The sequence below is a fragment of the Streptomyces sp. NPDC049813 genome (genome assembly GCF_044465085.1).
Taxonomy (GTDB): Bacteria; Actinomycetota; Actinomycetes; order Streptomycetales; family Streptomycetaceae; genus Streptomyces.
This window is the reverse complement of the sequence record NZ_JBITLI010000026.1, coordinates 38,722-59,145: the sequence shown is the minus strand read 5'-3', so window position 1 is coordinate 59,145 and position 20,424 is coordinate 38,722. Positions and strand designations below refer to the sequence as shown.

Sequence of the window (20,424 nt, the reverse complement as noted above, 5' to 3'; positions counted from 1 at the left end):
CCGGGCACGCACGTTCGGGGGTTTGCCTACGCGCCCTATTCGCTCGGTTATGTGGAGGCTCGGGGGCGTTGCTAGCGCCCGCACGGGCCGCCGGGGGGTCCGCCCTTCGGGCGGACGACGGGACTTTCAAAACACGCCCTAGGGGCGCGCCCGGTCCCGCGCGGCACGGAACCGGCCGGTGTCACCCGCACCGGTCACCCCACTGGCCCGGGCGGGGCCGGACACCGACACTGGACGGGTGCGTACCGCCAAAGCGACGGCAGCAGCCGTCACCGCCGTGCTCGGAGCCTCCGCCGCCGCGATCGCCGCGGGCCGCGTGGCCAGCGACGCCGCCCTCAAGGCGCCCGCCGGGCGCCCCCTGCCCACCGAGCCCCGGCTCACCGTCCACACCACCGCCGCCGGCCGGATCACCTTGACCCGCGACCTCGCCTCGCTGCGCCCGGGCACCTACGGGCTCGTGGGCGAGGGCCGGCACGCGGTCGTCGGACCGGTCCTGGAGTCCGCGCCGCACGCCGCGGACACGGTCGTGCGGCGTCTGGAGCGGGTCACCCACGGCAGCGTCGAACCCGGCGCGAAGGCCTGGCTCACGCCCCAGGTGCACGCCGGCGACCCCCGGTCCGCCCTCGGCCTCGACCACGCGGACGTCGACGTGCCCGGCGAACTCGGCCCGCTGCCCACCTGGTACGTGCCCGGCCCGCGCGACACCTGGGTCATCACCGTGCACGGCCTCGGCACCACCCGCGAACACCCGCTCAACCTCCTGGCGTTCCTGCACCACCACGGCTTCCCGGTGCTCGACCTCGCCTACCGCGGCGACCCCGGCGCGCCCCGCTCCCCGGACGGCCTGCACCACCTCGGGGCCGCCGAGTGGCGCGACCTGGACGCCGCGATCCGCTACGCCGTGCGGTACGGCGCCCGCCGCGTCGTCCTGCACGGCTGGTCGACCGGCGCCGCCATGGCCCTGCACGCCGCCGCGCACTCGCCGCTGCGGGACCGCGTCGCGGGCCTGGTCCTGGACTCCCCGGTGCTCGACTGGGAGGCGACGCTGCGCGCCCTGGCCCGGGCCCGGCGCACCCCGTCCGCGCTGCTGCCCCTGGCGGTCCGGGCCGCACAGGGCCGCACGGGCCTGAGCGCCCGCCGGTACGCCGAGGCCGTCGACCCGGCCGCCCTGCGCGTACCCACCCTGCTCGTGCACGGCCCCGCCGACGAGGTCGCCCCCTGGGCCCTCTCCCGCCGCGTCGCCGCCCGCCGCCCGGACCTGGTCACCCTCCACACCGTCGACGACGCCCCGCACAACGCGATGTGGAACGCCGACCCGGCGACGTACGAGGAGACGCTGCGGCGCTTCCTGACCCCGCTGATGTGAGTCCGGCGCGCCCCGGCGGCCCCGGCGAACCACGGCCCGAACCCCGAACAGGCACTCCCGTTTGGGAATTCGCGGGGTGACCCTGGACACTGCTTCAGTGACGTCCCGTACCCCGCGCGACTCCAGACTCCGACTCGTCAGCCCGCGCCGCCAGCCGCTGGCCGCCGCCGCCCCGCGCGCGGCGGTCCGACGGCCCGCGCCCCGCCCGCCGGAAGGCACCCCGCCACCCGCGGAACTGGCCCGCGCCGCCCGGCAGGGCCTCGCCGCCGCCGTGCGCGTCGCGCGCTGGGCGGACACCACGCTCAAGCCCGGCAACAGCACCGGCGCGCGCGACGGCCAGGGCACCCTCTCGGACGCCACCGCCCGCCGCGCCGCCGCCGAGCTGGGCCTGACCGTCGCGCAGGTCCGCGCCGACTGGGACACCGCCCGGCTCGCCGGCCTCGTCGAGGTGCACGGCGACATCGCCCGGCCCGGCTGGCGGCTGCGCGTCTGGGACCGCGACGACACCGCTGTGCTGCGCGGCTGGGTCGCCCTGTTCGACGCCTGGTCCCTGGTGCACCCGGCGGCGGAGACCCTGGAGCCCGCCGCGGTCGCCGAAGTCGTCGAGGCCGTACCGCAGTTGCTCTCCTTCTGCCAGCTGATGGCGGGCCCGGTGCCGACCGCCCAGCTCCTGGACCTCCTCGACCAGCGCGTCGGCGAGCTGCGCGCCGAGCGCTGCGAGATCCCCTACGGCCCGGCGCCCGAGCCGGTGCCCCCACGCGACACCCCGCTGCTGCCCCTGCTCGACTGGGCCCTCGCCGGCCTCGCCGCCGTCGGCGCGCTCACCTACGCCGACGAGCAGGCCACCCTGACCCCGCTGGGCAGTTGGGCGGTCTGGGTCAAGCTGGAACAGATCTGCGTCGCCGCCCAGTCCCCGGCCGGGAACATCGAGGTCGCCGCCGAGGACATGCTGCGCGGCTGCGCGCGGCTGCGCCCGAACGCGGCCCGGGCCGAGTACCGCGCCTGGCTCGCCGCCCGCGACGTCGGCAACGCTGTCACCGAACTCCTCGACGCCGCCCGCGGAGAGGACGCCCTGTTGCGCGGGCTCGCCTTCGAGGCGCTGCGCGTCGTCGGGGCGCCCGCCGAGCCCGAGGTGCGCCGCGCCACCGACGACGCGCACCTGCGGGCCTACGCCCTGCTGTGGCTGGCCGAGTACGAGGGCGCCGACCCCGAGGACGTGCACACCGTGCTGACCCGCGAGGAGGCGACCTGGCTGTGGGTCGACACCGCCGCGGCCGTCGCCGACCACGGTGAAGCGCCGCTGCTCGTACGCCACTTGGAGTCCGCCGTGCAGCCGACCGTGCCCGCGCTGATCGAGGAGGTCCGCGCCGTCGGCCACCCGCGGACCGTCCAGGTCCTGGTCGCGCTCGCCGCCGCGCATCCCGACCCGGCGCTCGCGAAGGCCGTGCGCCGCGCCGCGTTCCAGGTCCACACGGGCGGCGCCTGACCGCACCCCGCTCCGCCGGCCGTGTCGGCGCTGCCTGGCTCGCACCACCGCCGTTACACTCTGCGCCTGATTCCTGACGGACGGTGAGAGTGGCGGGGGCGTGGGATGGCGGTCGTACCGCTCGACGCGGCGTGCGGGACGAGCCCGGAGCGCGCCCCCCTCCGGCCGCCCCCGCCGCCGCCGGGGCCCCCGGGCCGCCGCCCCCGCGGCCGCCTTGTGCTGGCGCTGACCGCCGCCCTGGCCGCCGTGCCGCTGCTCCTCGCCGCCCACCACGTCAGGCCCGCGCCCTACGGCGACCACCTCACGCGGCACGCCCGCGCGGACACCGGCCCCGGCGCGTCCGGCGTCCGGCTGCGGACGCGGGGCGCGGCGGTCGAGGCGTACGACACCGCCGTGCGCTGGCGGCACACCCGGGAGGGGCGCCGCCCGCTCGCCGTGCTGGCCGGCTCCGGGCACGCCTTCGCGCTGTGGAGCGACGGCATGGTCACCGACACCGAGGCCGCCCGGGGGCGGGCCGTGCGCTGGCACCGGGCGGTCCCGGACGCCGCGGCGTGGCTGCGTACGCCGGGCGCGTACGGGGGAGCCGGGGTGCTCCAGCCGCTGGACCCCGGCGCCCGGATGCTCGCCGTGGTCACCCCGGACCGCATCGCCGCCTACCGCACCGCGGACGGCGACCTGCGCTGGGTGCTGCCCGCGCGCGCGGGCTGCGTCTTCGCACCGGCCCGCCACCTGCGCCGGTCCGGCGCCCTGCTGGTCGCCCAGCCCTGCGCGGACCCCGCGGTGGCCTGGAGCGAACGGATCGTGGCCGTCGACGGGCTCGGCCGGATCGTTCCGCGCCGGCGGCCCCTCGGCAACGCGCTGCCCGGCCGGGAGCCCGCCCGGGCCCTGGAAAATCCGGTTGCCCCGCACCGTTAAACTGGCTCGTATGACGTTTTCTCTCTGGGTGGTCCAGGGCGTGTATTGAGAGTCCCGCCGTCCGCCCGAAGGGCGGGCCCCGCGGCGTCCGGTGCGTGCGATCGCAAGGCGCCGGAGCGTCCTCATAGCGGAGCTATGCGCGCGCTTCGGCAACGCCGCGAGCGTGCGTGCCGGGCGTCGCGGGGCAGGCGGGACTCTCAATACACGCCCTAGCGGCGCCGACCGGCCCTCGCCCTGTCAACCAGCCGTAAACCCTGTCCTGGAGCATCCCCGTGATCACCGCATCCGGTATCGAACTGCGCGCCGGCGCCCGCATCCTCATCGAGAACGCCTCTTTCCGTGTCGCCAAGGGCGACCGCATCGGCCTGGTCGGCCGCAACGGGGCGGGCAAGACCACGCTGACCAAGTGCCTCGCCGGTGAGGGCATCCCGGCCGGGGGCACGATCTCCCGCTCCGGCGAGGTCGGCTACCTGCCGCAGGACCCGCGCACCGGCGACCTCGACGTGCTGGCCCGCGACCGCATCCTGTCGGCCCGCGGCCTGGACACCCTGATGCGCAAGATGCGCGAGAACGAGCAGCGCATCGCCAATGGCTCGGGCGCCACCCAGGCCAAGGCGCTCAAGCAGTACGAGCGCCAGGAGACGGAGTTCCTCACCAAGGGCGGGTACGCCGCCGAGGCCGAGGCCGCCACCATCGCCGCCGCGCTGAACCTCCCCGACCGGGTCCTCGGCCAGCCGCTGCACACCCTCTCCGGTGGTCAGCGCCGCCGTGTCGAGCTGGCCCGCATCCTCTTCTCGGACGCGGACACCCTGCTCCTGGACGAGCCCACCAACCACCTCGACGCCGACTCCATCGTCTGGCTGCGCGACTACCTGAAGTCGTACAGCGGCGGCTTCATCGTGATCTCCCACGACGTCGAGCTGGTCGAGACGGTGGTGAACAAGGTCTTCTACCTGGACGCCAACCGCTCCCAGATCGACGTCTACAACATGGGCTGGAAGCTCTACCAGCAGCAGCGCGAGGCCGACGAGAAGCGCCGCAAGCGCGAGCGGCAGAACGCGGAGAAGAAGGCCGCGACCCTGAACGCGCAGGCCGACAAGATGCGCGCCAAGGCCACCAAGACGGTGGCCGCGCAGAACATGGCCAAGCGCGCCGACAAGCTCCTCGCCGGTCTGGAGGAGGTTCGCCAGTCCGACAAGGTCGCCAAGCTGCGCTTCCCCGAGCCCGCGCCCTGCGGCAAGACGCCGCTGATGGCCGAGGGACTGTCGAAGTCGTACGGCTCGCTGGAGATCTTCACCGACGTCGATCTGGCCATCGACAAGGGATCCCGGGTCGTCATCCTCGGTCTCAACGGTGCGGGCAAGACGACCCTGCTCAAGCTCCTCGGCGGCGCCGAGAAGCCCGACACCGGGCAGGTCATCGAGGGGCACGGGCTCAAGCTCGGCTACTACGCGCAGGAGCACGAGACCCTCGACCCGGAGCGCACGGTCCTGGAGAACATGCGCTCCGCCGCCCCCGACCTCGACCTGATCCAGGTGCGCAAGACGCTCGGCTCGTTCCTGTTCTCGGGCGACGACGTCGACAAGCCGGCCGGGGTCCTCTCCGGCGGCGAGAAGACCCGCCTCGCGCTCGCGACCCTGGTGGTCTCCTCGGCGAACGTGCTGCTCCTGGACGAGCCGACGAACAACCTCGACCCGGCCAGCCGCGAGGAGATCCTCGGCGCGCTGCGCACCTACAAGGGCGCGGTCGTCCTCGTCACGCACGACGAGGGCGCCGTCGACGCGCTCCAGCCGGAGCGCATCATCCTGCTCCCGGACGGGGTCGAGGACCTGTGGGGCCAGGGCTACGCGGACCTCGTCGCCCTCGCCTGAGCAGGCGCGTCAGCACGGCTTGATCGAATGGTTGATCCACTGGGTATGGATCATTCGGCCGAGCCGTGATCCATCATCTGAGTGAGACCGCCTCGTACCGCGGTGTGTCCTACACGGAATTCGCCGCCCGCGGGGCTTCTCCCGCCACCGTGCAGCCTCTACGGCGCTGACCTGGCCATTTCCCGCCGGAGAAAGTCCCGGACGCCGTCGGAAGCGACCGGAATCTTTAGTTCCACTCGTGGGGAAAGCCTTCCTGAGCGGAATTGAGCCGCTACCGACCTTGCCGAATGGGTGGCCAGGATCGCCGCAAGGGGTGATCATGGGAATTCCAGAGCGCACTTCCCATGAGGAGGCACGGGTGGCCGAGACTCTGAAGAAGGGCAGCCGGGTAACCGGCGCCGCGCGTGACAAGCTCGCGGCAGACCTGAAGAAGAAGTACGACTCCGGTGCGAGCATTCGGGCACTGGCCGAGGAGACCGGCCGCTCGTACGGCTTCGTGCACCGGATGCTCAGCGAGTCCGGGGTCACGCTGCGAGGTCGCGGCGGGGCCACGCGAGGCAAGAAGGCCACGGCGAACTGACCCGGCCGGCCTGCTTCCCGCAGGCCTGCGGGGTCGTCGACGGTGGTCGCGGCTCATCGGTTCCCCGGTGGCCACCCGGTCGGTCGGCTGACCGGCCGGGTGGTTACTGTGCAGTCACTTACGACCGCGCAGACCCGGAGGCCCCGATGACCCTGCCCGCACCGCTCCTCGACAAGGACGGCGTCCGGCTCACCGTCGACGACGCGATCGCCACGGTGACCCTGAGCAACCCGGACAAGCGCAACGCCCAGAGTCCCGCGCTGTGGCGGGCGTTGGCCGAAGCCGGGCGCGCACTGCCGGGCTCCGTCCGCGTCGTCGTGGTCCGCGGCGAGGGCAAGTCCTTCTCCGCGGGCCTGGACCGTCAGGCGTTCACGCCGGAGGGCTTCCCGGGCGAGCCGTCCTTCATCGACATGGCGCGCGGCGGCGAGGAGTTCCTCGACGCCACGATCGCCGAGTACCAGTCCGCCTTCACCTGGCTGCGCCGTGGCGACCTGCTGTCGGTCGCCGCGGTCCAGGGACACGCGATCGGGGCCGGTTTCCAGCTCGCCCTCTCCTGCGATCTGCGCGTCGTCGCCGACGACGTGCAGTTCTCCATGCGCGAGACCAGCCTCGGCCTGGTCCCGGACCTCACCGGCACCCACCCGCTCGTCTCCCTGATCGGCTACGGGCGGGCGCTGGAGATCTGCGTCACCGGACGCTACGTCCACGCCGAGGAGGCCGTGGCCGCCGGGCTGGCCAACGTCGCCGTCCCCGCCGACCAGCTGACCGACGCGACGCAGGACCTCGTCGCCGCGCTGCTCGCCGCGCCCCGCGACGCCGCCGTCGAGACGAAGGCGCTGCTCCAGGGTGTGCACGGGCGTTCCCTGGACGAGCAGCGCGCGGCCGAGCGGGCCGCGCAGGGCCGCCGGCTGCGTGACCTGGCGGGCCTGGACGACTGACGACGCGCATCCCGGCGGCGCGTCCGCACCGCCCGGCGGCGCTCAGCCGTTCGGAGTGGCCGCAGGCGCCGCCGGTGCGTGCGGCGGAGCCGGGGCCGGGGCCGGGGCCGCGGCGACCGCCGTGACCAGGACCGCGACGCTCGGGGCGTCCGGCAGGGCCGCCGTCACCGAACGCCGGACCGCCCGCGCCACGTCCAGGGCGCGAACCCCGGCGAACACCGCCAGCTCCACCCGCACATGACGCCGCGGCAGCGACGCCGGCTCCTGCTGCCGCTCCTCGATGTGGAGCGCGCGGCCCAGCGCGCCGGAGAGCCGGGCCACGCCGGGTACGGCCAGCGCCGCCTGCGCCGCGCGCTCCGCGTCGCCCGACAGGGCAGGCCCCGCCGCCGCGTCCGCCCCGGCCCCGTCCGGCTCCTGCCTCTCGTCCTTCTCCGGTCCGCCGTCCCGGGCGTCGGCGTCCAGCAGCGCCGTGACCTGGATGTCCACCTCCGTGACCACCAGGCCGAGCCGCTCGTCCGCCGCCCGCGCCAGGGCCGCGCGCAGCCGCCCGGTCGCCGACGGCAGCGGCTCCTCGGCCGTCGCCGCGCACTGGGCCGCGATCCGCAGCGGCCCCGGCGGCAGCGCGCTCGGCGGAGCGGGCACCGCCGCCTCGGGCGCTCCCTCGGGGTCGGCGCCCGAAAGACGCACGGAACCGAGCCGCACCCCGCGCACCCCGGCCACCTCCCGCCGCAGCACGCCGCGCGCCGCCGCCTCGGTGATCCACGCCCCGTCACCCGGCCCGCCCAGCGGCAGCAGCCTGCCGATGCCGAGCTGTTGCCGTACCGCCTGTGCCCATCGGTCTACCGTCATTGCTCCAGGCTGCCGCATCCCGGGCGCGGGACGGCGTAACCGCACTTAATGTGGTCAAAAGAAAGCACACCGCAGCGAGATGGCACCGCAGAGAGGGGACGGCCCGATGAGCGACACCGCGCAGAATCCCGGCGACACGCAGGCGGCCTCGGCCACCAGGACCAGCGTCACCAAGCGAGGTGGCGGCGACCCCGCGAGCCGGGGCCGTACCACCATCGCCGACGGCGTCGTCGAGAAGATCGCCGGTCTCGCCGCCCGCGACGTGGACGGCGTCCACGCCATGGGCAGCGGCCTGTCCCGGACCTTCGGCGCCGTGCGCGACCGGGTGCCCGGCGGCGGCAAGTCCGTGTCCCGCGGCGTCAAGGCCGAGGTCGGCGAGGTGCAGACGGCGCTCGATCTGGAGATCGTCGTCGAGTACGGCGTGTCGATCGCGGACACCGCGCGCGCGGTGCGGGAGAACGTCATCGTGGCCGTCGAGCGGATGACCGGGCTCGAGGTCGTCGAGGTGAACATCGCCGTCAGCGACGTGAAGCTGCCGGACGAGGAGGACGACGAGCCGGAGTCGAAGCTCCAGTGAGCTCCGCACCCGTCCGCAGCGTACGAGGGAGGACCACGCGATGAATCTGGCCGTGATCGGCATGATCGCCGGCATGGCCCTCGGATTCGCCGGATACTTCGGCGGTTTCGGGGCCTTTCTGCTGGTGGCGGCGCTCGGCGCCATCGGCTTCGTCGCCGGCCGGTTCCTCGAAGGGGACCTGGAACCCGGCGAGTTCTTCCGCTCGCGCGGCGACCGGCGGCGGTGACCTGTGGCGACACAGGTCGCGCCTGCCGAACGCGGCGCGACCCGGATCGCCGACCGGGTCGTCGCGAAGATCGCCGCTCACGCGGCACGTGAGGCACTGGACGCCGTCCCGGCCGACGGCGCGCCGCCGCACGCCACGGTGACGGTGCGCCACGACACCGCGCGCGTCCGGATCAGCCTGGAGCTGGACTACCCGGCGGACATCGGCGCGCAGTGCGGTGCCGTCCGCCGCCGCGTGGCCGACCGGGTGACGGAGCTGGCGGGAATGGAGGTACCGGAGGTGGCGGTCCAGGTGGAGCGGCTGCACTCGGCCCAGACGCGCGGTACGGACCGGGGGAGGATCCGGTGAGCGAACCCACCCGGCGCACGCCCGTCGCCGAACGCGGCACGGACGGGCACGGCACGGACGGGCACGGCACGGACGGGCACGGCGGGCAGCCGTCCGGCACCGACCCGGCGCCCGACCCCTCGCACGCCACCCAGGGCAGCGGCGAGAAGACCGGCCGTTTCTGGTCGGCCCGGCGCATCCCGGCGGCGCTCGCCGCCCTGGTCCTGCTCGGCGGCACGGGCCTGCTGCTCTACGACGTCGCGGCGGTCCGCTCCGGCCGCCCGGCGATGCAGTGGCGGCGCACCCTCGCCCGCGACCTGGCCGAACGGCCGCTGGACGACACCGCCGTGCTGATCGGCGCGGGCGTCGCCGCGGCGCTCGGCCTCTGGCTGCTCCTGCTGGCGCTCACCCCCGGGCTGCGCCGCCTGCTGCCGATGCGCCGCAGCCACCCGGAGATCCGGTCGGGCCTGCACCGGGACGCGGCCGCGATGGTGCTGCGCGACCGGGCGATGGAGGTGTCGGGCGTGCACTCGGTGCGCGTGCGGGTCAAGCGGTCCAAGGCGAAGGTGCGCGCGCTCGCGCACTTCCGCGAACTCGACGACGTACGGGCCGATCTGGACGACACGCTGGGCGAGGGCGTCCGGGGCCTCGGGCTGAGCAAGGACCCCCGGCTCTCGGTGCGCGTGGCGCGCCCCGGCAAGAAGGGATGAGCGGGTGCTGAGAACCGTGAACCGGATCGTGCTCGGCCTGCTCGGCCTCGTCCTGCTGCTCGGCGGCGGTCCGGTGCTCGCCGTCGGGCTCGGTGCGAAGCCGCCGTCCTGGTGGGTGTACGACGGCCGCAAGGACGTCCTGCTGAGCGTCGCGGACCGGCAGCGCTGGCGGGACGAGGGCTGGTGGTGGCCGGTGGTGATCGCCGCGCTCGCGGTGCTGGTGCTGCTCGCGCTGTGGTGGCTTGTGGCCCAGTTCCGGCGCCGCCGCGTCACCGAGGTGCTCGTGGACACCGGCGACGGCGAGGGCGCCCGGCTGCGCGGCCGGGCCCTGGAGAGCGTGCTGGTGGGCGGCGCCGAGGCGGTGGACGGGGTGGAGCGTGCCGGGGTCGTGCTGACCGGCCGCCGCTCCGCGCCGCGGGCCCGCGCGAAGCTCACCCTGTCGCCGCACGCGGTGCCCGGCGAGGCGCTGTACCGGTTCGGCGCGGACGCGCTGGCCCAGGCGAAGAACTCGGCGGGGCTCGCGTCCCTGCCGGCGGAGGTCCGGCTGCGGGCCGCCAAGCACGGCGCCGAACGGGTGAGTTGACCCGCATCCCGGTGCGCGACGCACCGCGGGCCCCTCCGGCACTGGTCGGAGGGGCCCGCGGCGTGTGCGGTGCGGTGACGGGTCAGAAGCCGTGCCGGTGGCCGCCGTCGACCGGCAGCATGACGCCGGTCACGTACGACGCGGCCGGGGAGAGGAAGAACGCCGCGGTCCGGCCGAACTCGGCCGGTGTCCCGTACCGCCGCAGGGCGATCCGCGACTCGTTGGCCGCCCGCGTCGCCTGCGGGTCGGCGGAGAGCGCGTCCAGCTCGCGGACCCGGTCGGTGTCGATGCGGGCGGGCAGCAGGCCGAGGACGCGGATGCCGCGCGGGCCCAGCTCGTCGGCGAGGGACTTGGCGAACCCGGCGAGGCCGGGGCGCAGCCCGTTCGAGATCGTCAGGCCGGGGATCGGCTCGTGCACGGAACCGGAGAGCACGAACCCGATAACGCCGCCCTCGCCGAGCTCGGCCGCCGCGGCCCGCGCGAGCCGCACCGCGCCGAGGAAGACCGACTCGAACGCGGCCTGCCACTGCTCGTCCGTGTTGTCCGCGACGAAGCCCGGCGTGGGCCCGCCCACGCTGATCAGCATGCCGTCGAACCTGCCGAACCGTTCCCGCGCGACGGCGATCACCCGCTCCGCCGCCGCCGGATCGGCGTTGTCGACGGCGACACCGAGCGCGTTCGGGCCCAGCTCGGCCGCCGCGTCCTTGGCCCGCTGCTCGTCGCGGCCGGTGATGACGACCTTCGCGCCGTCGGCGACCAGCTCCCGCGCGGTGGCGTTGCCGAGGCCGCGGGTCGCGCCGGTGAGTACGTAGACACGGTCCTTCAGTCCAAGATCCATGGCCCTATCCTGCCTCTCCGGTGCCGTCGGTGCCGAACAGGGTCAGCGCCGTGGTGACGAGGCCGATGTGGCTGAAGGCCTGCGGGAAGTTGCCGAGCTGGTGGCCCGCGTGCGGGTCGAACTCCTCCGCGAGCAGCCCCACGTCGTTGCGGAGCGCCACGAGCCGCTCGAACAGCTCGCGCGCCTCCTTGGTACGGCCCGTCATGTGCAGCGCGTCCGCCAGCCAGAACGAGCAGACGAGGAAGGCGCCCTCGTCGCCCGGCAGCCCGTCGACGGTGAGGTCCGTGCTGTAGCGGCGGACGAAACCGTCCCGCTCCAGCTCCGCGCGGACCGCGTCGACCGTGCCGGTCACCCGCGGGTCGTCCGGCGGCAGGAAGCCGACGCGCGGGATGAGCAGCGTCGCCGCGTCGAGCTCCTTGGAGCCGTAGTGCTGGGTGAACGTGTTCCGCTCCGGGTCGAAGCCCCGTTCGCACACGTCCTGGTGGATGGTGTCCCGCAGCTTGCGCAGCCGGTCGAGGTCGCCCGGCAGGGTCGGGTCCTCCTCCATCGCGCGTACCGTGCGGTCCGCGGCGACCCAGGTCATCACCTTGGAGTGGACGAAGTGCCGGCGCGGGCCGCGCACCTCCCACAGCCCTTCGTCGGGCTCGCGCCACGCCTCTTGGAGGAAGTCCAGGAGCGCCAGCTGCAACTGCCACACGTGCGGCTTGTCGTGCAGCCCCGCCCGGCGGGCCAGCGCCAGCGAGTCGACGACCTCGCCGTACACGTCGAGCTGCAACTGCTTCACGGCGTCGTTCCCGCTGCGCACGGGGGCCGAGTCGCGGAAGCCGCGCAGCCAGGCCAGCTCCTGCTCGGGCAGCCGCCGCTCGCCCGCCAGGCCGTACATGATCTGCAGCTTCGCCGGGTCCCCGGCCGCGGCGCGCACCAGCCAGTCGCGCCAGGCCTCGGCCTCGTCCAGGTAGCCGGCCGAGACGAGCGCGTTCAGGGTGAGGGTGGAGTCCCGCAGCCAGCAGTAGCGGTAGTCCCAGTTCCGTACGCCGCCGATCTCCTCCGGCAGCGAGGTGGTGGGCGCCGCCACCATGCCGCCGGTCGGCGCGTACGTGAGGGCCTTCAAGGTGAGCAGGGAGCGCAGGACGGCGTCCCGGTGCGGGCCCTCGTAGCGGCACCGGTCCGCCCAGGCCTGCCAGTCCGCGAGGCTGTGCCGCAGCGCCTCGTGCGGGTCGATGAGCGCGGGGCGCGGCTCGTGCGAGGGGTGCCAGGTCAGCACGAAGGCGACGGTCTCGCCGGCCGCCACGGTGAACTCGGAGTGGGTGCCGAAGGACTCGCCCCAGGTGTGCACCTCGGGCACGCTGCGCAGCCAGGCGGCGTCCGGGCCCGCGACGGCGACCCGGTGCCCGTCGCTGCGCCGCACCCACGGCACGACGTTGCCGTAGTCGAACCGCAGCCGCAGGGTGCCGCGCATGGTCACCCGGCCGCTGATCCCCTCGACGATCCGGACGAGGTCGGGGGCCTCGTCGCGCTGCGGCATGAAGTCGGTGACCCGCACGTGCCCCTCGTCGGTCTCCCACTCGGTGTCCAGGACCAGGGAGCCGGGGCGGTAGGCGCGGCGCGTACAGGCCCCGGCGCCCTTGGGGGCCAGGCGCCAGTGGCCGTTCTCCTTCGAGCCGAGCAGCGCGGCGAAGCAGGCGGGGGAGTCGAAGCGGGGCAGACAGAGCCAGTCGACGGAACCGTCCTTGGCGACCAGGGCCGCGGTCTGTTCGTCGCCGATGAGGGCGTAGTCCTCGATATATGGGTGCACCCGGTGCGAGTTCCCGGCGCCCCGCCGCGGCAATCCAGGACGGGACCGGCCGAGTGACCGGAAGCCGGGGACCGGTCCGCCCGGACAGCGGACCGCAGGCCGGTCCGTCTAGACCGCGGCCGGGGTGGTGTCCTCGACGGCCTGCTCGGACCCGGCCTTCCTGCGCCGGTCGCGCAGCTCGCGCCGGACCAGGATCACCCAGCCGACGGGCACGGCCGCGGCGAACAGCCACCACTGGTACGCGTACGCGAAGTTCAGGGCGGAGTCCTCCTTGCCCGGCTTGCCGAGCAGTTCGGGGACGTCGCCCTTCGGCGCGGGGTCGGTCTGCGCCACGTAGCCGCCGAGCACCTGGGCGCCGAGCCGCTTCGCCTGCTGCGCGCTGTTGACCAGCATGACCTGCCGCTCGGGGAGGCCCTTGAGGTTCTTGATGCCGCTGGCCGCGGTCGTCTCGTCGGGCATCAGGCGGCCGGTGACGGTGACCTCCCCGCGGGGCGGCGCGGGCACCTTCGGGAAGGCCGTCTGGCTCGGTCCGTCGGCGGGGATCCAGCCGCGGTTGACCAGCACCACCTTGCCGTCGGTGAGGACGAGCGGCGTCAGGACGTGGTAGCCGACCTCGTCGTCGGCGTTGGTGCGGCGGCGCACGACGACCTCGCGGTCGGTGTCGAAGCGGCCGGTCGCCCGCACGGAGTGGTACCGCTCGCGGCTGGTGACGGTGTGCCCCGGCGAGGTCAGCTCCTCCACGGGCACGGGCTTCGCCGACAGCGCGTCCGTGACCAGCTGGTTCCGGGCGGCGCGCTCGTCGTAGCGGTGCATCTGCCAGATGCCGAGCCGGATCATCGTGGGGATGAGGACGAGGGCGACCAGGGTGAGGATCACCCACTGCCGGGTCAACAGGAAGCGGTACACCCCATGACCGTACCGCTCGGGCATGGGGTGTTTTCAGGGGGGTGCGCCCGATTGGGACGGGCGGCCCGGGGGAGCGGGTCAGACGTTGTCGACGATGCCCACCTTCCCCTCGGCGCGCGAGCAGTGCGCCCCGCAGAACCAGTGGCCCTCGACCTCGACGCCCTGGCCGATGATGCGGCACCGGCAGTGCTCGCAGATCGGCGCCATGCGGTGGATCGCGCAGGAGAAGCAGTCGAAGACGTGCACCGCCCCCTGGGCGTGCACCTCGAAGGTCATGCCGTAGTCGTTTCCGCAGACTTCACAACGTGCCATGCGCCACAGGGTGCGGGCCGGGGCGGTGCCGGGCGAGCGGGCGCCGGGCGAGTCGCCCCGCAATCACCCGTCTGTCGCGTCCGCCACGTCCTGCAACAGCTGGCCGAACGCGGCCTCGTCCATGACCGGCGTCCCGAACTGCCGGGCCTTGACGACCTTCGAGGTGTACGAGTCCGGGTCGTTGGTCACCAGGAGGCTGGTCAGCCGCGACAGGCTCGTCGCCACGTGCAGGCCCGCCTCCACCGCCCGGTCCTCGAGCAGCTCCCGGTCGACCGAGGTGTCGCCGGAGAACGCCACCCGCATGCCCTGCTTGAGCGGTTTGCCCGGTTCGTACCGGCCCGGGTTGGGGTACGGGCACGCCGGACGCTTGCGGGAGGGGCGCCAACTGCCCGCCCCGCCGCCCCGGTAGGCGGCACCCGGCTGGCGCGGCACCGACGGCTCCGACCACTCGGTGAGCGGGCGGCACTCCAGGAGCGGCAGCCGCACGTTCTTCGCGGCGGCCGCCCGCAGGCTCGGCACGAACGCCTCCGCGAGCACGCGCGCGTCGTCGAGCGCGTGGTGCGCGCGCTCCTGGACCACTCCGAAGTGCGCGGCGAGCGACTCCAGCTTGTGGTTGGGCAGCGGCAGGCCCAGCTCCTTGGAGAGCGCGATGGTGCACAGCCGCTGGCGGACCGGCGCGGTCAGCCGGGCGCGCGCGTACTCGCGGGCGATCATCGACCAGTCGAAGACCGCGTTGTGCGCCACCAGGACACGCCCGTCGAGGCGCGCGGCGAACTCCGCCGCGATCTCCGGGAAGAGCGGCGCGCCCGCCAGGACGTCCGTCGTCAGACCGTGGATCCACACCGGGCCCGGATCGCGCTCGGGGTTGACCAGGGTGTACCAGTGGTCCTCCACCGCGCCCTGCGCGTCGAGCCGGTAGACGGCGGCCGAGATTATCCGGTCGTCCCGGGAGAGACCGGTGGTCTCCACGTCGACGACCGCGTATCCCTTGGGGTACGCGGTCGGCCAGGGCGGTGCGGACGAGGCGGTCGGGCGGTCTTCGAGCATGGTCCCTGAGGATACGGGCCGTCACTGACACTCCTGTCGCCACCCGCCCCGAAGAACGGGCCGCGGGTCAAGTGCCGGGGCCGAGCAGGGAGTTCACCAGGGCGCGGACGGACGCCGTGAACAGCCGCTCCGGATCGACCGGCGCGGCCAGCGCCCGGGCCAGGCTCCGGTCGCCCTCGGCGGTCTCCTCCCGCGCGCCCCACAGCTCCTCCTCGCCGGGGCGCTGCGCGGGGGCCCGCTCCCGGTTCCGCTCGACCAGGACGTGCCCGACGACCTGGAACTGCACCGCGCGCACCGCCTCGGCGGCGCGGGCGCCGCGCAGCCCCGCCGCGTGCACCTCGTGCACCAGCGCCTGCTGCGCGGGCAGGAACATCCGCTCCGTCAGGCCCCGCTCGTGGACCATCGCCACCAGGTGCGGGCGCTCCCGCAGCTGCCGGCGGAGCGTGCGGGCCACGGAGACGACGCGCTCCTGCGGGGTGGCGCCGCGGGGCCGGATCTCGCCGAGGTCGGCGACCGTGCGCTCGACGAGGGCGTCGAGCAGCGACTCGCGGTTGCCGACGTGCCAGTAGATCGAGGTGACGGCCGTGCCGAGCCCCGCGGCCAGCTTGCGCATCGTCAGCGCCTGCGGCCCGTCCTGCTTGACCAGGGCCGCGGCGGCGGCGAGGACCTCGTCGCGGGTGAGCGGTGCACGGGTCACGCCTCGCCCCTTCCTCCCGGCTCCTGCGGACCGGCCGGCGCACGTGTCTTTACCCTTCATCGCCGCCGGTGTAACAGTGTTACAGGCGCCTCGCACGAACCCCCGACACGTCACGGACGAAAGGGCGGTACGACATGGCACGCGTACGGTACGGAGCGCGCACCGAGGCGGAGATCGCCGCCGCGCGCACCGCGAGCAGCAAGCTCCCCGACATCTGGTCCACCGGCGTGGTCGCCGTGTGGGAGTCCGATCCGGACACGGTCGCGGCGGTGCTGCCGCCGCCGCTGAAGCCCGCCGCGCGGCCTCTGGTGCGGGCCACCATCAGCAAGGTCGACCTGCCGGGCTACCCGCTGGGCGCGGGCTCCGTCGCGGTCGCCGCCGAGCACGGCGGAGTCCAGGGCTGGTATCCGCTGGTCATGCCGATGACCCACGAGCGGGCGCTGACCGGCGGCCGCGAGGTGTTCGGCGAGCCGAAGAAGCTCGGCGACGTCACGGTGGAGCGCGACGGGCTCGTGGTGCGGGCGGCGCTCGGCCGGCACGGCATCGAGTTCGTCGAGGTGCGGGGCGCCGTCAGCGGGAGCCTGCCGGTGCCGGAGCCGTCGCACCGGACGGACTTCTACTTCAAGTTCCTGCCCGCCGTGGACGGTTCGGGCTTCGACGCGGACCCGGTCCTCGTGCACTGCGTCCGCCGCGAGAAGGTCAGGAAGCTGGAGCGGATCACCGGGGACGTCGTGCTGCGGGAGTCCATGTACGACCCGGTCGCCGACCTGCCCGTACGCACCCTGGTGGAGATCACCCTCGGCGAGAAGACCACGGACCAGCGCGGCCGGGTCGTCGAGCGGGTCGACGGCCAGGCCCTGCTGCCCTACATCCACCAGCGCTACGACGACCCGCGCCAGCTCCTCGACGGGCCGCCCGAGGGGAGCGTCTGATGCGCCTGGAGGCGGGCCGGGTCGCCGTCGTCACCGGCGCGGCGAGCGGCATCGGCCTGGCGATGGCGCGGCGGTTCGCCGCGGACGGCCTGAAGGTGGTGCTGGCGGACGTGGAGGAGGAGGCGCTGGCGGCCGCGGCCGAGGGGCTGCGGGCCGAGGGCGCCACCGTGCACGCGCGCGTGGTCGACGTCGGCGAGCGCGCGCAGGTCGTGGAGCTGGCCGAGGCCACGTACACAACGTTCGGCGGCTGCCATGTGCTCTGCAACAACGCGGGCGTCGGCTCCGGCGCCGAGGGCCGCATGTGGCAGCACGATCCCAACGACTGGAAGTGGGCGTTCGCGGTCAACGTGTGGGGCGTCTTCCACGGCATCCAGGCGTTCGTGCCGCGCATGATCGCGAGCGGCGAGCCCGGACACGTCGTCAACACGTCCTCCGGCGACGGCGGCATCGCACCGCTGCCGACGGCGTCCGTGTACGCCGTCACGAAGGCGGCCGTCGTGACGATGACCGAGTCGCTCTACGCCCATCTGCGCCAGGAGCACGCGCGCGTGGGCGCCTCCGTGCTCTTCCCGGGCCCCCACATGCTGCGCACGGGCCTGTGGGAGTCGCACCGCAACCGGCCGCGGAAGTACGCGAAGGAGCGCCCCCGTACGACGCCCTACCGCAGCCTCGACCAGTGGGAGGCCGCCATGAAGGAGGCCGGCCGGGAGGTCGCGTTCACGCCGGTCGAGGAGGTGGCGGAGCTGGTCGCCGCGGGCATCGCCGCCGACCGGTTCTGGCTGCTGCCGCCGAGCGAGCACAGCGACCGGCAGATCAGGGCCCGCGCCGCCTCGATGCTGGAGCGGGCGGACCCGGCGTACCTGGAGAGCTTCGTTCGCGACTGACCCGACTGAGGGGTGACATCCGATGACGGCCCAGCACAGCGCGCACGACGACCCGTACCTGATCATCTCCTCCGACTGCCACGCCGGACTGCCCACCGAGGAGTACCGGCCCTACCTGGACAGCCGCTTCCACCGCGCCTTCGACGACTTCCTCGGCGAGCGCGACGCCCGCCGCGCGGAGGCGACCCGGCTCGGCATCCGCAACGACGCCTTCGCCGACCGGTGGTTCGCCGACCACGAGGAGGGCCTGCGCGGCGGCTGGGACGCGGCGCAGCGCCTGAAGGAGCTGGACGGCGACGGGGTGGCCGCCGAGGTGGTCTTCCCCGACGCGGACGCGGTCGACAGCCGCACGGCGGCCCCCTTCGGCGTCGGGCTCGGCCTCTCCGGCGACCAGGACCCCGCGCTCGGCATGGCCGGCGCGCAGGCCCACAACCGCTGGCTCGCCGACTTCGTCTCGCACCACCCCGAACGGCACTGCGGCGTCGCCCTGCTGCCCGTCACGGCCGACCCGGACCAGGTCGTCGCCGAGGTGCACCGCGCCAAGGAGTCGGGGCTCGGCGCGCTGATGATCCCCTCCATGTGGGTCGACAAGGAGCCCTACCACGCGGCCCGTTACGACCCCGTGTGGGCGGCGGCGGCCGAGTGCGCGATGCCCGTCATGACGCACTCGGGGGCGGCACCGCGCCACGAGTACGGCGACCACCTCGGCATCTACGTGAGCGAGGTGACCTGGTGGCCCGCGCGCCCGCTCTGGTTCCTGCTGTGGTCCGGGGTCTTCGAGCGGCACCCCGGGCTGAGGTTCGGCGTCGCCGAGTCCGGCTGCTGGTGGCTGCCGAACCTGCTGTGGTTCATGGACCGCCTCTACCTGGGCGCCCACGGCGGCAAGAAGCTCTCCCCCTTCGCCGAGCTGAAACGCCCGCCGCACGAGTACCTGGACCGCCAGGTCTTCATCTGCGCCACCAACACCAAGCGCCGCGAACTGGCGCAGCGCTACGAGATCGGCGTCGACAACATCCTGTGGGGCAGCGACTTCCCGCACCCCGAGGGGACCTGGCCGAACACGCGCGCGTGGCTGCGCACCACCTTCCACGACATCCCCGTCGACGAGACCCGCCGCATGCTGGGCCTGGCCGCCGCCGAGGTGTTCGGCTTCGACACCGCCCGGCTCGCCCCGCTCGCGGCCCGCATCGGCCCGACCCCGGCCGACCTGGGGCAGGACGGCGACCAGAGCGCCGTCACGGCGTCCTGGGCGCGCTCGCGGGACGTGGGCCGGCACTGGCTGACCGACCACGACTTCCCCGCCCTGGGGGTGACCCCGTGACCCGGCCCCCGGAGCGGTACACGGTCATCTCGGCGGACTGCCACGCGGGCGCCGATCTCCTGGACTACAAGCCCTACTTGGAGCGCGCGCACCACGACGCCTTCGACGCGTGGGCCGCCGCCTACGTCAACCCCTACGCGGACCTGCTCGCCGACACCGCCGACCGCAACTGGAACTCCGCGCGCCGCCTCGCGGAGCTGGAGCGCGACGGCATCGTCGCCGAAGTGGTCTTCCCCAACACCGTCCCGCCGTTCTTCCCGTCGGCGTCCCTCATGGCTCCGGCGCCCACGCGCGAGGAGTTCGCGCGGCGCTGGGCGGGACTACGCGCCCACAACCGGTGGCTCGCGGACTTCTGCGCGGCCGCCCCGGGCCGCAGGGCGGGCGTCTTCCAGATCCTGCTCAACGACGTCGAGGAGGCGGTGGAGGAGATCCGCTGGGCGGCCGGAGCGGGCCTGACGGGCGGCCTGCTGCTGCCGGGCACCCCGCCCGGCTCCGGCCTGCCCGAGCTGTACTCGGCGGCGTACGACCCGATCTGGCGGGTCTGCGCGGAGCTGGGCGTCCCGGTCAACCACCACGCGGGCTCCGCCTCCCCGCCGCTCGGCGAGGAACCGGCCGCGCGCGCCGTCTTCATGGTGGAGACGACCTGGTTCTCGCACCGCGCCCTGTGGCACCTGATCTTCGGCGGCGCGTTCCGCAAGCATCCGGGGCTGCGGCTCGTCCTCACCGAACAGGGCTCCGGCTGGATCCCGGGCGTGCTCGACATGCTGGACTACTACCACGGGCGGCTCGTCGCGGCGGCGTCGAAGGCGGGCACGGCCGAGGCCAAGTTCGGGGCGGGGCTCGCCGACGCCATGGGCGAGGGCCCCTCCTCAGTGTGGCGGGAGAACTGCTACGTAGGCGCGAGTTTCATGCGCCCCCACGAGGTGCCGCTGCGCGACCGCATCGGCCTCGACAAGATCATGTGGGGCAGCGACTACCCGCACGACGAGGGCACCCACCCCTACACCCGCGAAGGTCTGCGCATCGCCTACGCGGGCCTGCCCCCGGCGGAGATCGCGGCGATGGTCGGCGGCAACGCCGCCCGCGTCTACGGCTTCGACCTCGCCCTCCTGGACCCGATCGCCGCGCGCGTGGGCCCGACGGTCGCCGAGATCGACGAGCCGCTCAAGGAGCCGCCGGCCGACGCGACCAGCCCGGTCTTCGCGCGAGGGGGATCGGTCCGCGTCTGGTGAGCCCGGGCGGGGTCCCGGCGGGCCCCGGCCCC

General features: G+C 74.4%; 22 protein-coding genes. 15 read left to right on the top strand and 7 right to left on the bottom strand.

Going from position 1 to position 20,424, the window contains the following annotated elements; translation table 11 throughout:
- Positions 1-238 precede the first annotated feature (238 nt).
- From ACIBW6_RS34190 to ACIBW6_RS34165, 6 genes are all read left to right on the top strand, one after another.
- The gene (locus ACIBW6_RS34190) at positions 239-1,366 is read left to right on the top strand and encodes an alpha/beta hydrolase (protein WP_399066708.1); all 1,128 of its coding nucleotides are present in this window, start codon (positions 239-241) and stop codon (positions 1,364-1,366) included.
- Between the two features lie 97 nt (positions 1,367-1,463).
- The gene (locus ACIBW6_RS34185) at positions 1,464-2,852 is read left to right on the top strand and encodes a hypothetical protein (RefSeq protein WP_399066706.1); all 1,389 of its coding nucleotides are present in this window, start codon (positions 1,464-1,466) and stop codon (positions 2,850-2,852) included.
- A gap of 105 nt (positions 2,853-2,957) precedes the next feature.
- Complete coding sequence (locus ACIBW6_RS34180; protein WP_399066704.1) at positions 2,958-3,767, top strand: hypothetical protein; 810 nt, start codon at positions 2,958-2,960, stop codon at positions 3,765-3,767.
- 272 nt (positions 3,768-4,039) lie between these two features.
- The gene (locus tag ACIBW6_RS34175) at positions 4,040-5,638 is read left to right on the top strand and encodes an ABC-F family ATP-binding cassette domain-containing protein (protein WP_399066701.1); all 1,599 of its coding nucleotides are present in this window, start codon (positions 4,040-4,042) and stop codon (positions 5,636-5,638) included.
- 358 nt (positions 5,639-5,996) lie between these two features.
- Complete coding sequence (locus ACIBW6_RS34170) at positions 5,997-6,218, top strand: helix-turn-helix domain-containing protein (RefSeq protein ID WP_356492756.1); 222 nt, start codon at positions 5,997-5,999, stop codon at positions 6,216-6,218.
- Between the two features lie 146 nt (positions 6,219-6,364).
- Positions 6,365-7,156 (top strand): enoyl-CoA hydratase/isomerase family protein, encoded by a 792-nt coding sequence (locus ACIBW6_RS34165; protein WP_399066699.1) that lies wholly within the window; start codon positions 6,365-6,367, stop codon positions 7,154-7,156.
- Positions 7,157-7,198: 42 nt separating this feature from the next.
- Here the strand turns inward: ACIBW6_RS34165 and ACIBW6_RS34160 are convergent, their stop codons facing one another.
- The gene (locus ACIBW6_RS34160; protein ID WP_399066697.1) at positions 7,199-8,005 is read right to left on the bottom strand and encodes a nucleopolyhedrovirus P10 family protein; all 807 of its coding nucleotides are present in this window, start codon (positions 8,003-8,005) and stop codon (positions 7,199-7,201) included.
- Between the two features lie 106 nt (positions 8,006-8,111).
- Here ACIBW6_RS34160 and ACIBW6_RS34155 point away from each other — a divergent pair, with 106 nt between their 5' ends.
- From ACIBW6_RS34155 to amaP, 5 genes are read left to right on the top strand one after another with little or no spacing between them, the layout of a single operon-like run.
- A complete protein-coding gene (locus ACIBW6_RS34155) occupies positions 8,112-8,582 on the top strand; it encodes an Asp23/Gls24 family envelope stress response protein (protein WP_399066694.1) in 471 nt (156 codons plus the stop codon).
- Positions 8,583-8,622: 40 nt separating this feature from the next.
- On the top strand, positions 8,623-8,808 hold the full coding sequence (locus ACIBW6_RS34150; RefSeq protein ID WP_338695133.1) for a hypothetical protein: 186 nt from the start codon (positions 8,623-8,625) through the stop codon (positions 8,806-8,808).
- Between the two features lie 3 nt (positions 8,809-8,811).
- Positions 8,812-9,156 (top strand): Asp23/Gls24 family envelope stress response protein, encoded by a 345-nt coding sequence (locus tag ACIBW6_RS34145; protein WP_399066693.1) that lies wholly within the window; start codon positions 8,812-8,814, stop codon positions 9,154-9,156.
- A complete protein-coding gene (locus ACIBW6_RS34140; protein WP_399066691.1) occupies positions 9,153-9,845 on the top strand; it encodes a DUF6286 domain-containing protein in 693 nt (230 codons plus the stop codon). Before ACIBW6_RS34145 ends, ACIBW6_RS34140 begins: the two co-directional genes overlap by 4 nt.
- Before the next feature lie 4 nt (positions 9,846-9,849).
- Positions 9,850-10,428, top strand: a complete 579-nt coding sequence (amaP, locus tag ACIBW6_RS34135; protein ID WP_399066690.1) for an alkaline shock response membrane anchor protein AmaP — start codon at positions 9,850-9,852, stop codon at positions 10,426-10,428.
- Between the two features lie 82 nt (positions 10,429-10,510).
- On the opposite strand, the gene ACIBW6_RS34130 is transcribed toward amaP, so the two are convergent.
- From ACIBW6_RS34130 to ACIBW6_RS34105, 6 genes are all read right to left on the bottom strand, one after another.
- On the bottom strand, positions 10,511-11,266 hold the full coding sequence (locus tag ACIBW6_RS34130) for an SDR family oxidoreductase (RefSeq protein WP_399066688.1): 756 nt from the start codon (positions 11,264-11,266) through the stop codon (positions 10,511-10,513).
- A gap of 4 nt (positions 11,267-11,270) precedes the next feature.
- On the bottom strand, positions 11,271-13,061 hold the full coding sequence (locus ACIBW6_RS34125) for a glycoside hydrolase family 15 protein (RefSeq protein WP_399066687.1): 1,791 nt from the start codon (positions 13,059-13,061) through the stop codon (positions 11,271-11,273).
- 108 nt (positions 13,062-13,169) lie between these two features.
- Entirely contained in the window at positions 13,170-13,967 is a 798-nt protein-coding gene (locus tag ACIBW6_RS34120; protein ID WP_399066686.1) for an SURF1 family protein, read from the bottom strand.
- Positions 13,968-14,045: 78 nt separating this feature from the next.
- Positions 14,046-14,279 carry a hypothetical protein gene (locus ACIBW6_RS34115; protein WP_399066683.1) on the bottom strand — a complete coding sequence of 78 codons (234 nt, stop codon included), beginning with the start codon at positions 14,277-14,279 and terminating at the stop codon, positions 14,046-14,048.
- A gap of 63 nt (positions 14,280-14,342) precedes the next feature.
- The gene (locus ACIBW6_RS34110; RefSeq protein ID WP_399066681.1) at positions 14,343-15,326 is read right to left on the bottom strand and encodes a DEDDh family exonuclease; all 984 of its coding nucleotides are present in this window, start codon (positions 15,324-15,326) and stop codon (positions 14,343-14,345) included.
- 67 nt (positions 15,327-15,393) lie between these two features.
- Positions 15,394-16,023 (bottom strand): TetR/AcrR family transcriptional regulator, encoded by a 630-nt coding sequence (locus tag ACIBW6_RS34105; protein ID WP_399066679.1) that lies wholly within the window; start codon positions 16,021-16,023, stop codon positions 15,394-15,396.
- A 134-nt stretch (positions 16,024-16,157) separates the two neighbouring features.
- Here ACIBW6_RS34105 and ACIBW6_RS34100 point away from each other — a divergent pair, with 134 nt between their 5' ends.
- The 4 genes from ACIBW6_RS34100 to ACIBW6_RS34085 are packed head-to-tail and all read left to right on the top strand — an operon-like array spanning position 16,158 to position 20,392.
- Complete coding sequence (locus ACIBW6_RS34100) at positions 16,158-16,955, top strand: acetoacetate decarboxylase family protein (RefSeq protein WP_399066677.1); 798 nt, start codon at positions 16,158-16,160, stop codon at positions 16,953-16,955.
- Positions 16,955-17,839 carry an SDR family NAD(P)-dependent oxidoreductase gene (locus ACIBW6_RS34095; RefSeq protein ID WP_399066675.1) on the top strand — a complete coding sequence of 295 codons (885 nt, stop codon included), beginning with the start codon at positions 16,955-16,957 and terminating at the stop codon, positions 17,837-17,839. Before ACIBW6_RS34100 ends, ACIBW6_RS34095 begins: the two co-directional genes overlap by 1 nt.
- A gap of 22 nt (positions 17,840-17,861) precedes the next feature.
- A complete protein-coding gene (locus ACIBW6_RS34090; RefSeq protein ID WP_399066673.1) occupies positions 17,862-19,160 on the top strand; it encodes an amidohydrolase family protein in 1,299 nt (432 codons plus the stop codon).
- Positions 19,157-20,392 (top strand): amidohydrolase family protein, encoded by a 1,236-nt coding sequence (locus tag ACIBW6_RS34085; protein WP_399066671.1) that lies wholly within the window; start codon positions 19,157-19,159, stop codon positions 20,390-20,392. The genes ACIBW6_RS34090 and ACIBW6_RS34085 overlap by 4 nt, the downstream gene beginning before the upstream one ends.
- Positions 20,393-20,424 lie beyond the last annotated feature (32 nt).

Bases quoted from the DNA above. Each gene is read 5' to 3' on its own strand.
- ACIBW6_RS34110 (WP_399066681.1), bottom strand. From the start codon at position 15,326: ATGCTCGAAGACCGCCCGACCGCCTCGTCCGCACCGCCCTGGCCGACC.
- ACIBW6_RS34115 (WP_399066683.1), bottom strand. From the start codon at position 14,279: ATGGCACGTTGTGAAGTCTGCGGAAACGACTACGGCATGACCTTCGAG.
- ACIBW6_RS34090 (WP_399066673.1), top strand. From the start codon at position 17,862: ATGACGGCCCAGCACAGCGCGCACGACGACCCGTACCTGATCATCTCC.
- ACIBW6_RS34155 (WP_399066694.1), top strand. From the start codon at position 8,112: ATGAGCGACACCGCGCAGAATCCCGGCGACACGCAGGCGGCCTCGGCC.
- ACIBW6_RS34165 (WP_399066699.1), top strand. From the start codon at position 6,365: ATGACCCTGCCCGCACCGCTCCTCGACAAGGACGGCGTCCGGCTCACC.
- ACIBW6_RS34130 (WP_399066688.1), bottom strand. From the start codon at position 11,266: ATGGATCTTGGACTGAAGGACCGTGTCTACGTACTCACCGGCGCGACC.
- ACIBW6_RS34160 (WP_399066697.1), bottom strand. From the start codon at position 8,005: ATGACGGTAGACCGATGGGCACAGGCGGTACGGCAACAGCTCGGCATC.
- ACIBW6_RS34150 (WP_338695133.1), top strand. From the start codon at position 8,623: ATGAATCTGGCCGTGATCGGCATGATCGCCGGCATGGCCCTCGGATTC.
- ACIBW6_RS34180 (WP_399066704.1), top strand. From the start codon at position 2,958: ATGGCGGTCGTACCGCTCGACGCGGCGTGCGGGACGAGCCCGGAGCGC.
- ACIBW6_RS34100 (WP_399066677.1), top strand. From the start codon at position 16,158: ATGGCACGCGTACGGTACGGAGCGCGCACCGAGGCGGAGATCGCCGCC.
- ACIBW6_RS34095 (WP_399066675.1), top strand. From the start codon at position 16,955: ATGCGCCTGGAGGCGGGCCGGGTCGCCGTCGTCACCGGCGCGGCGAGC.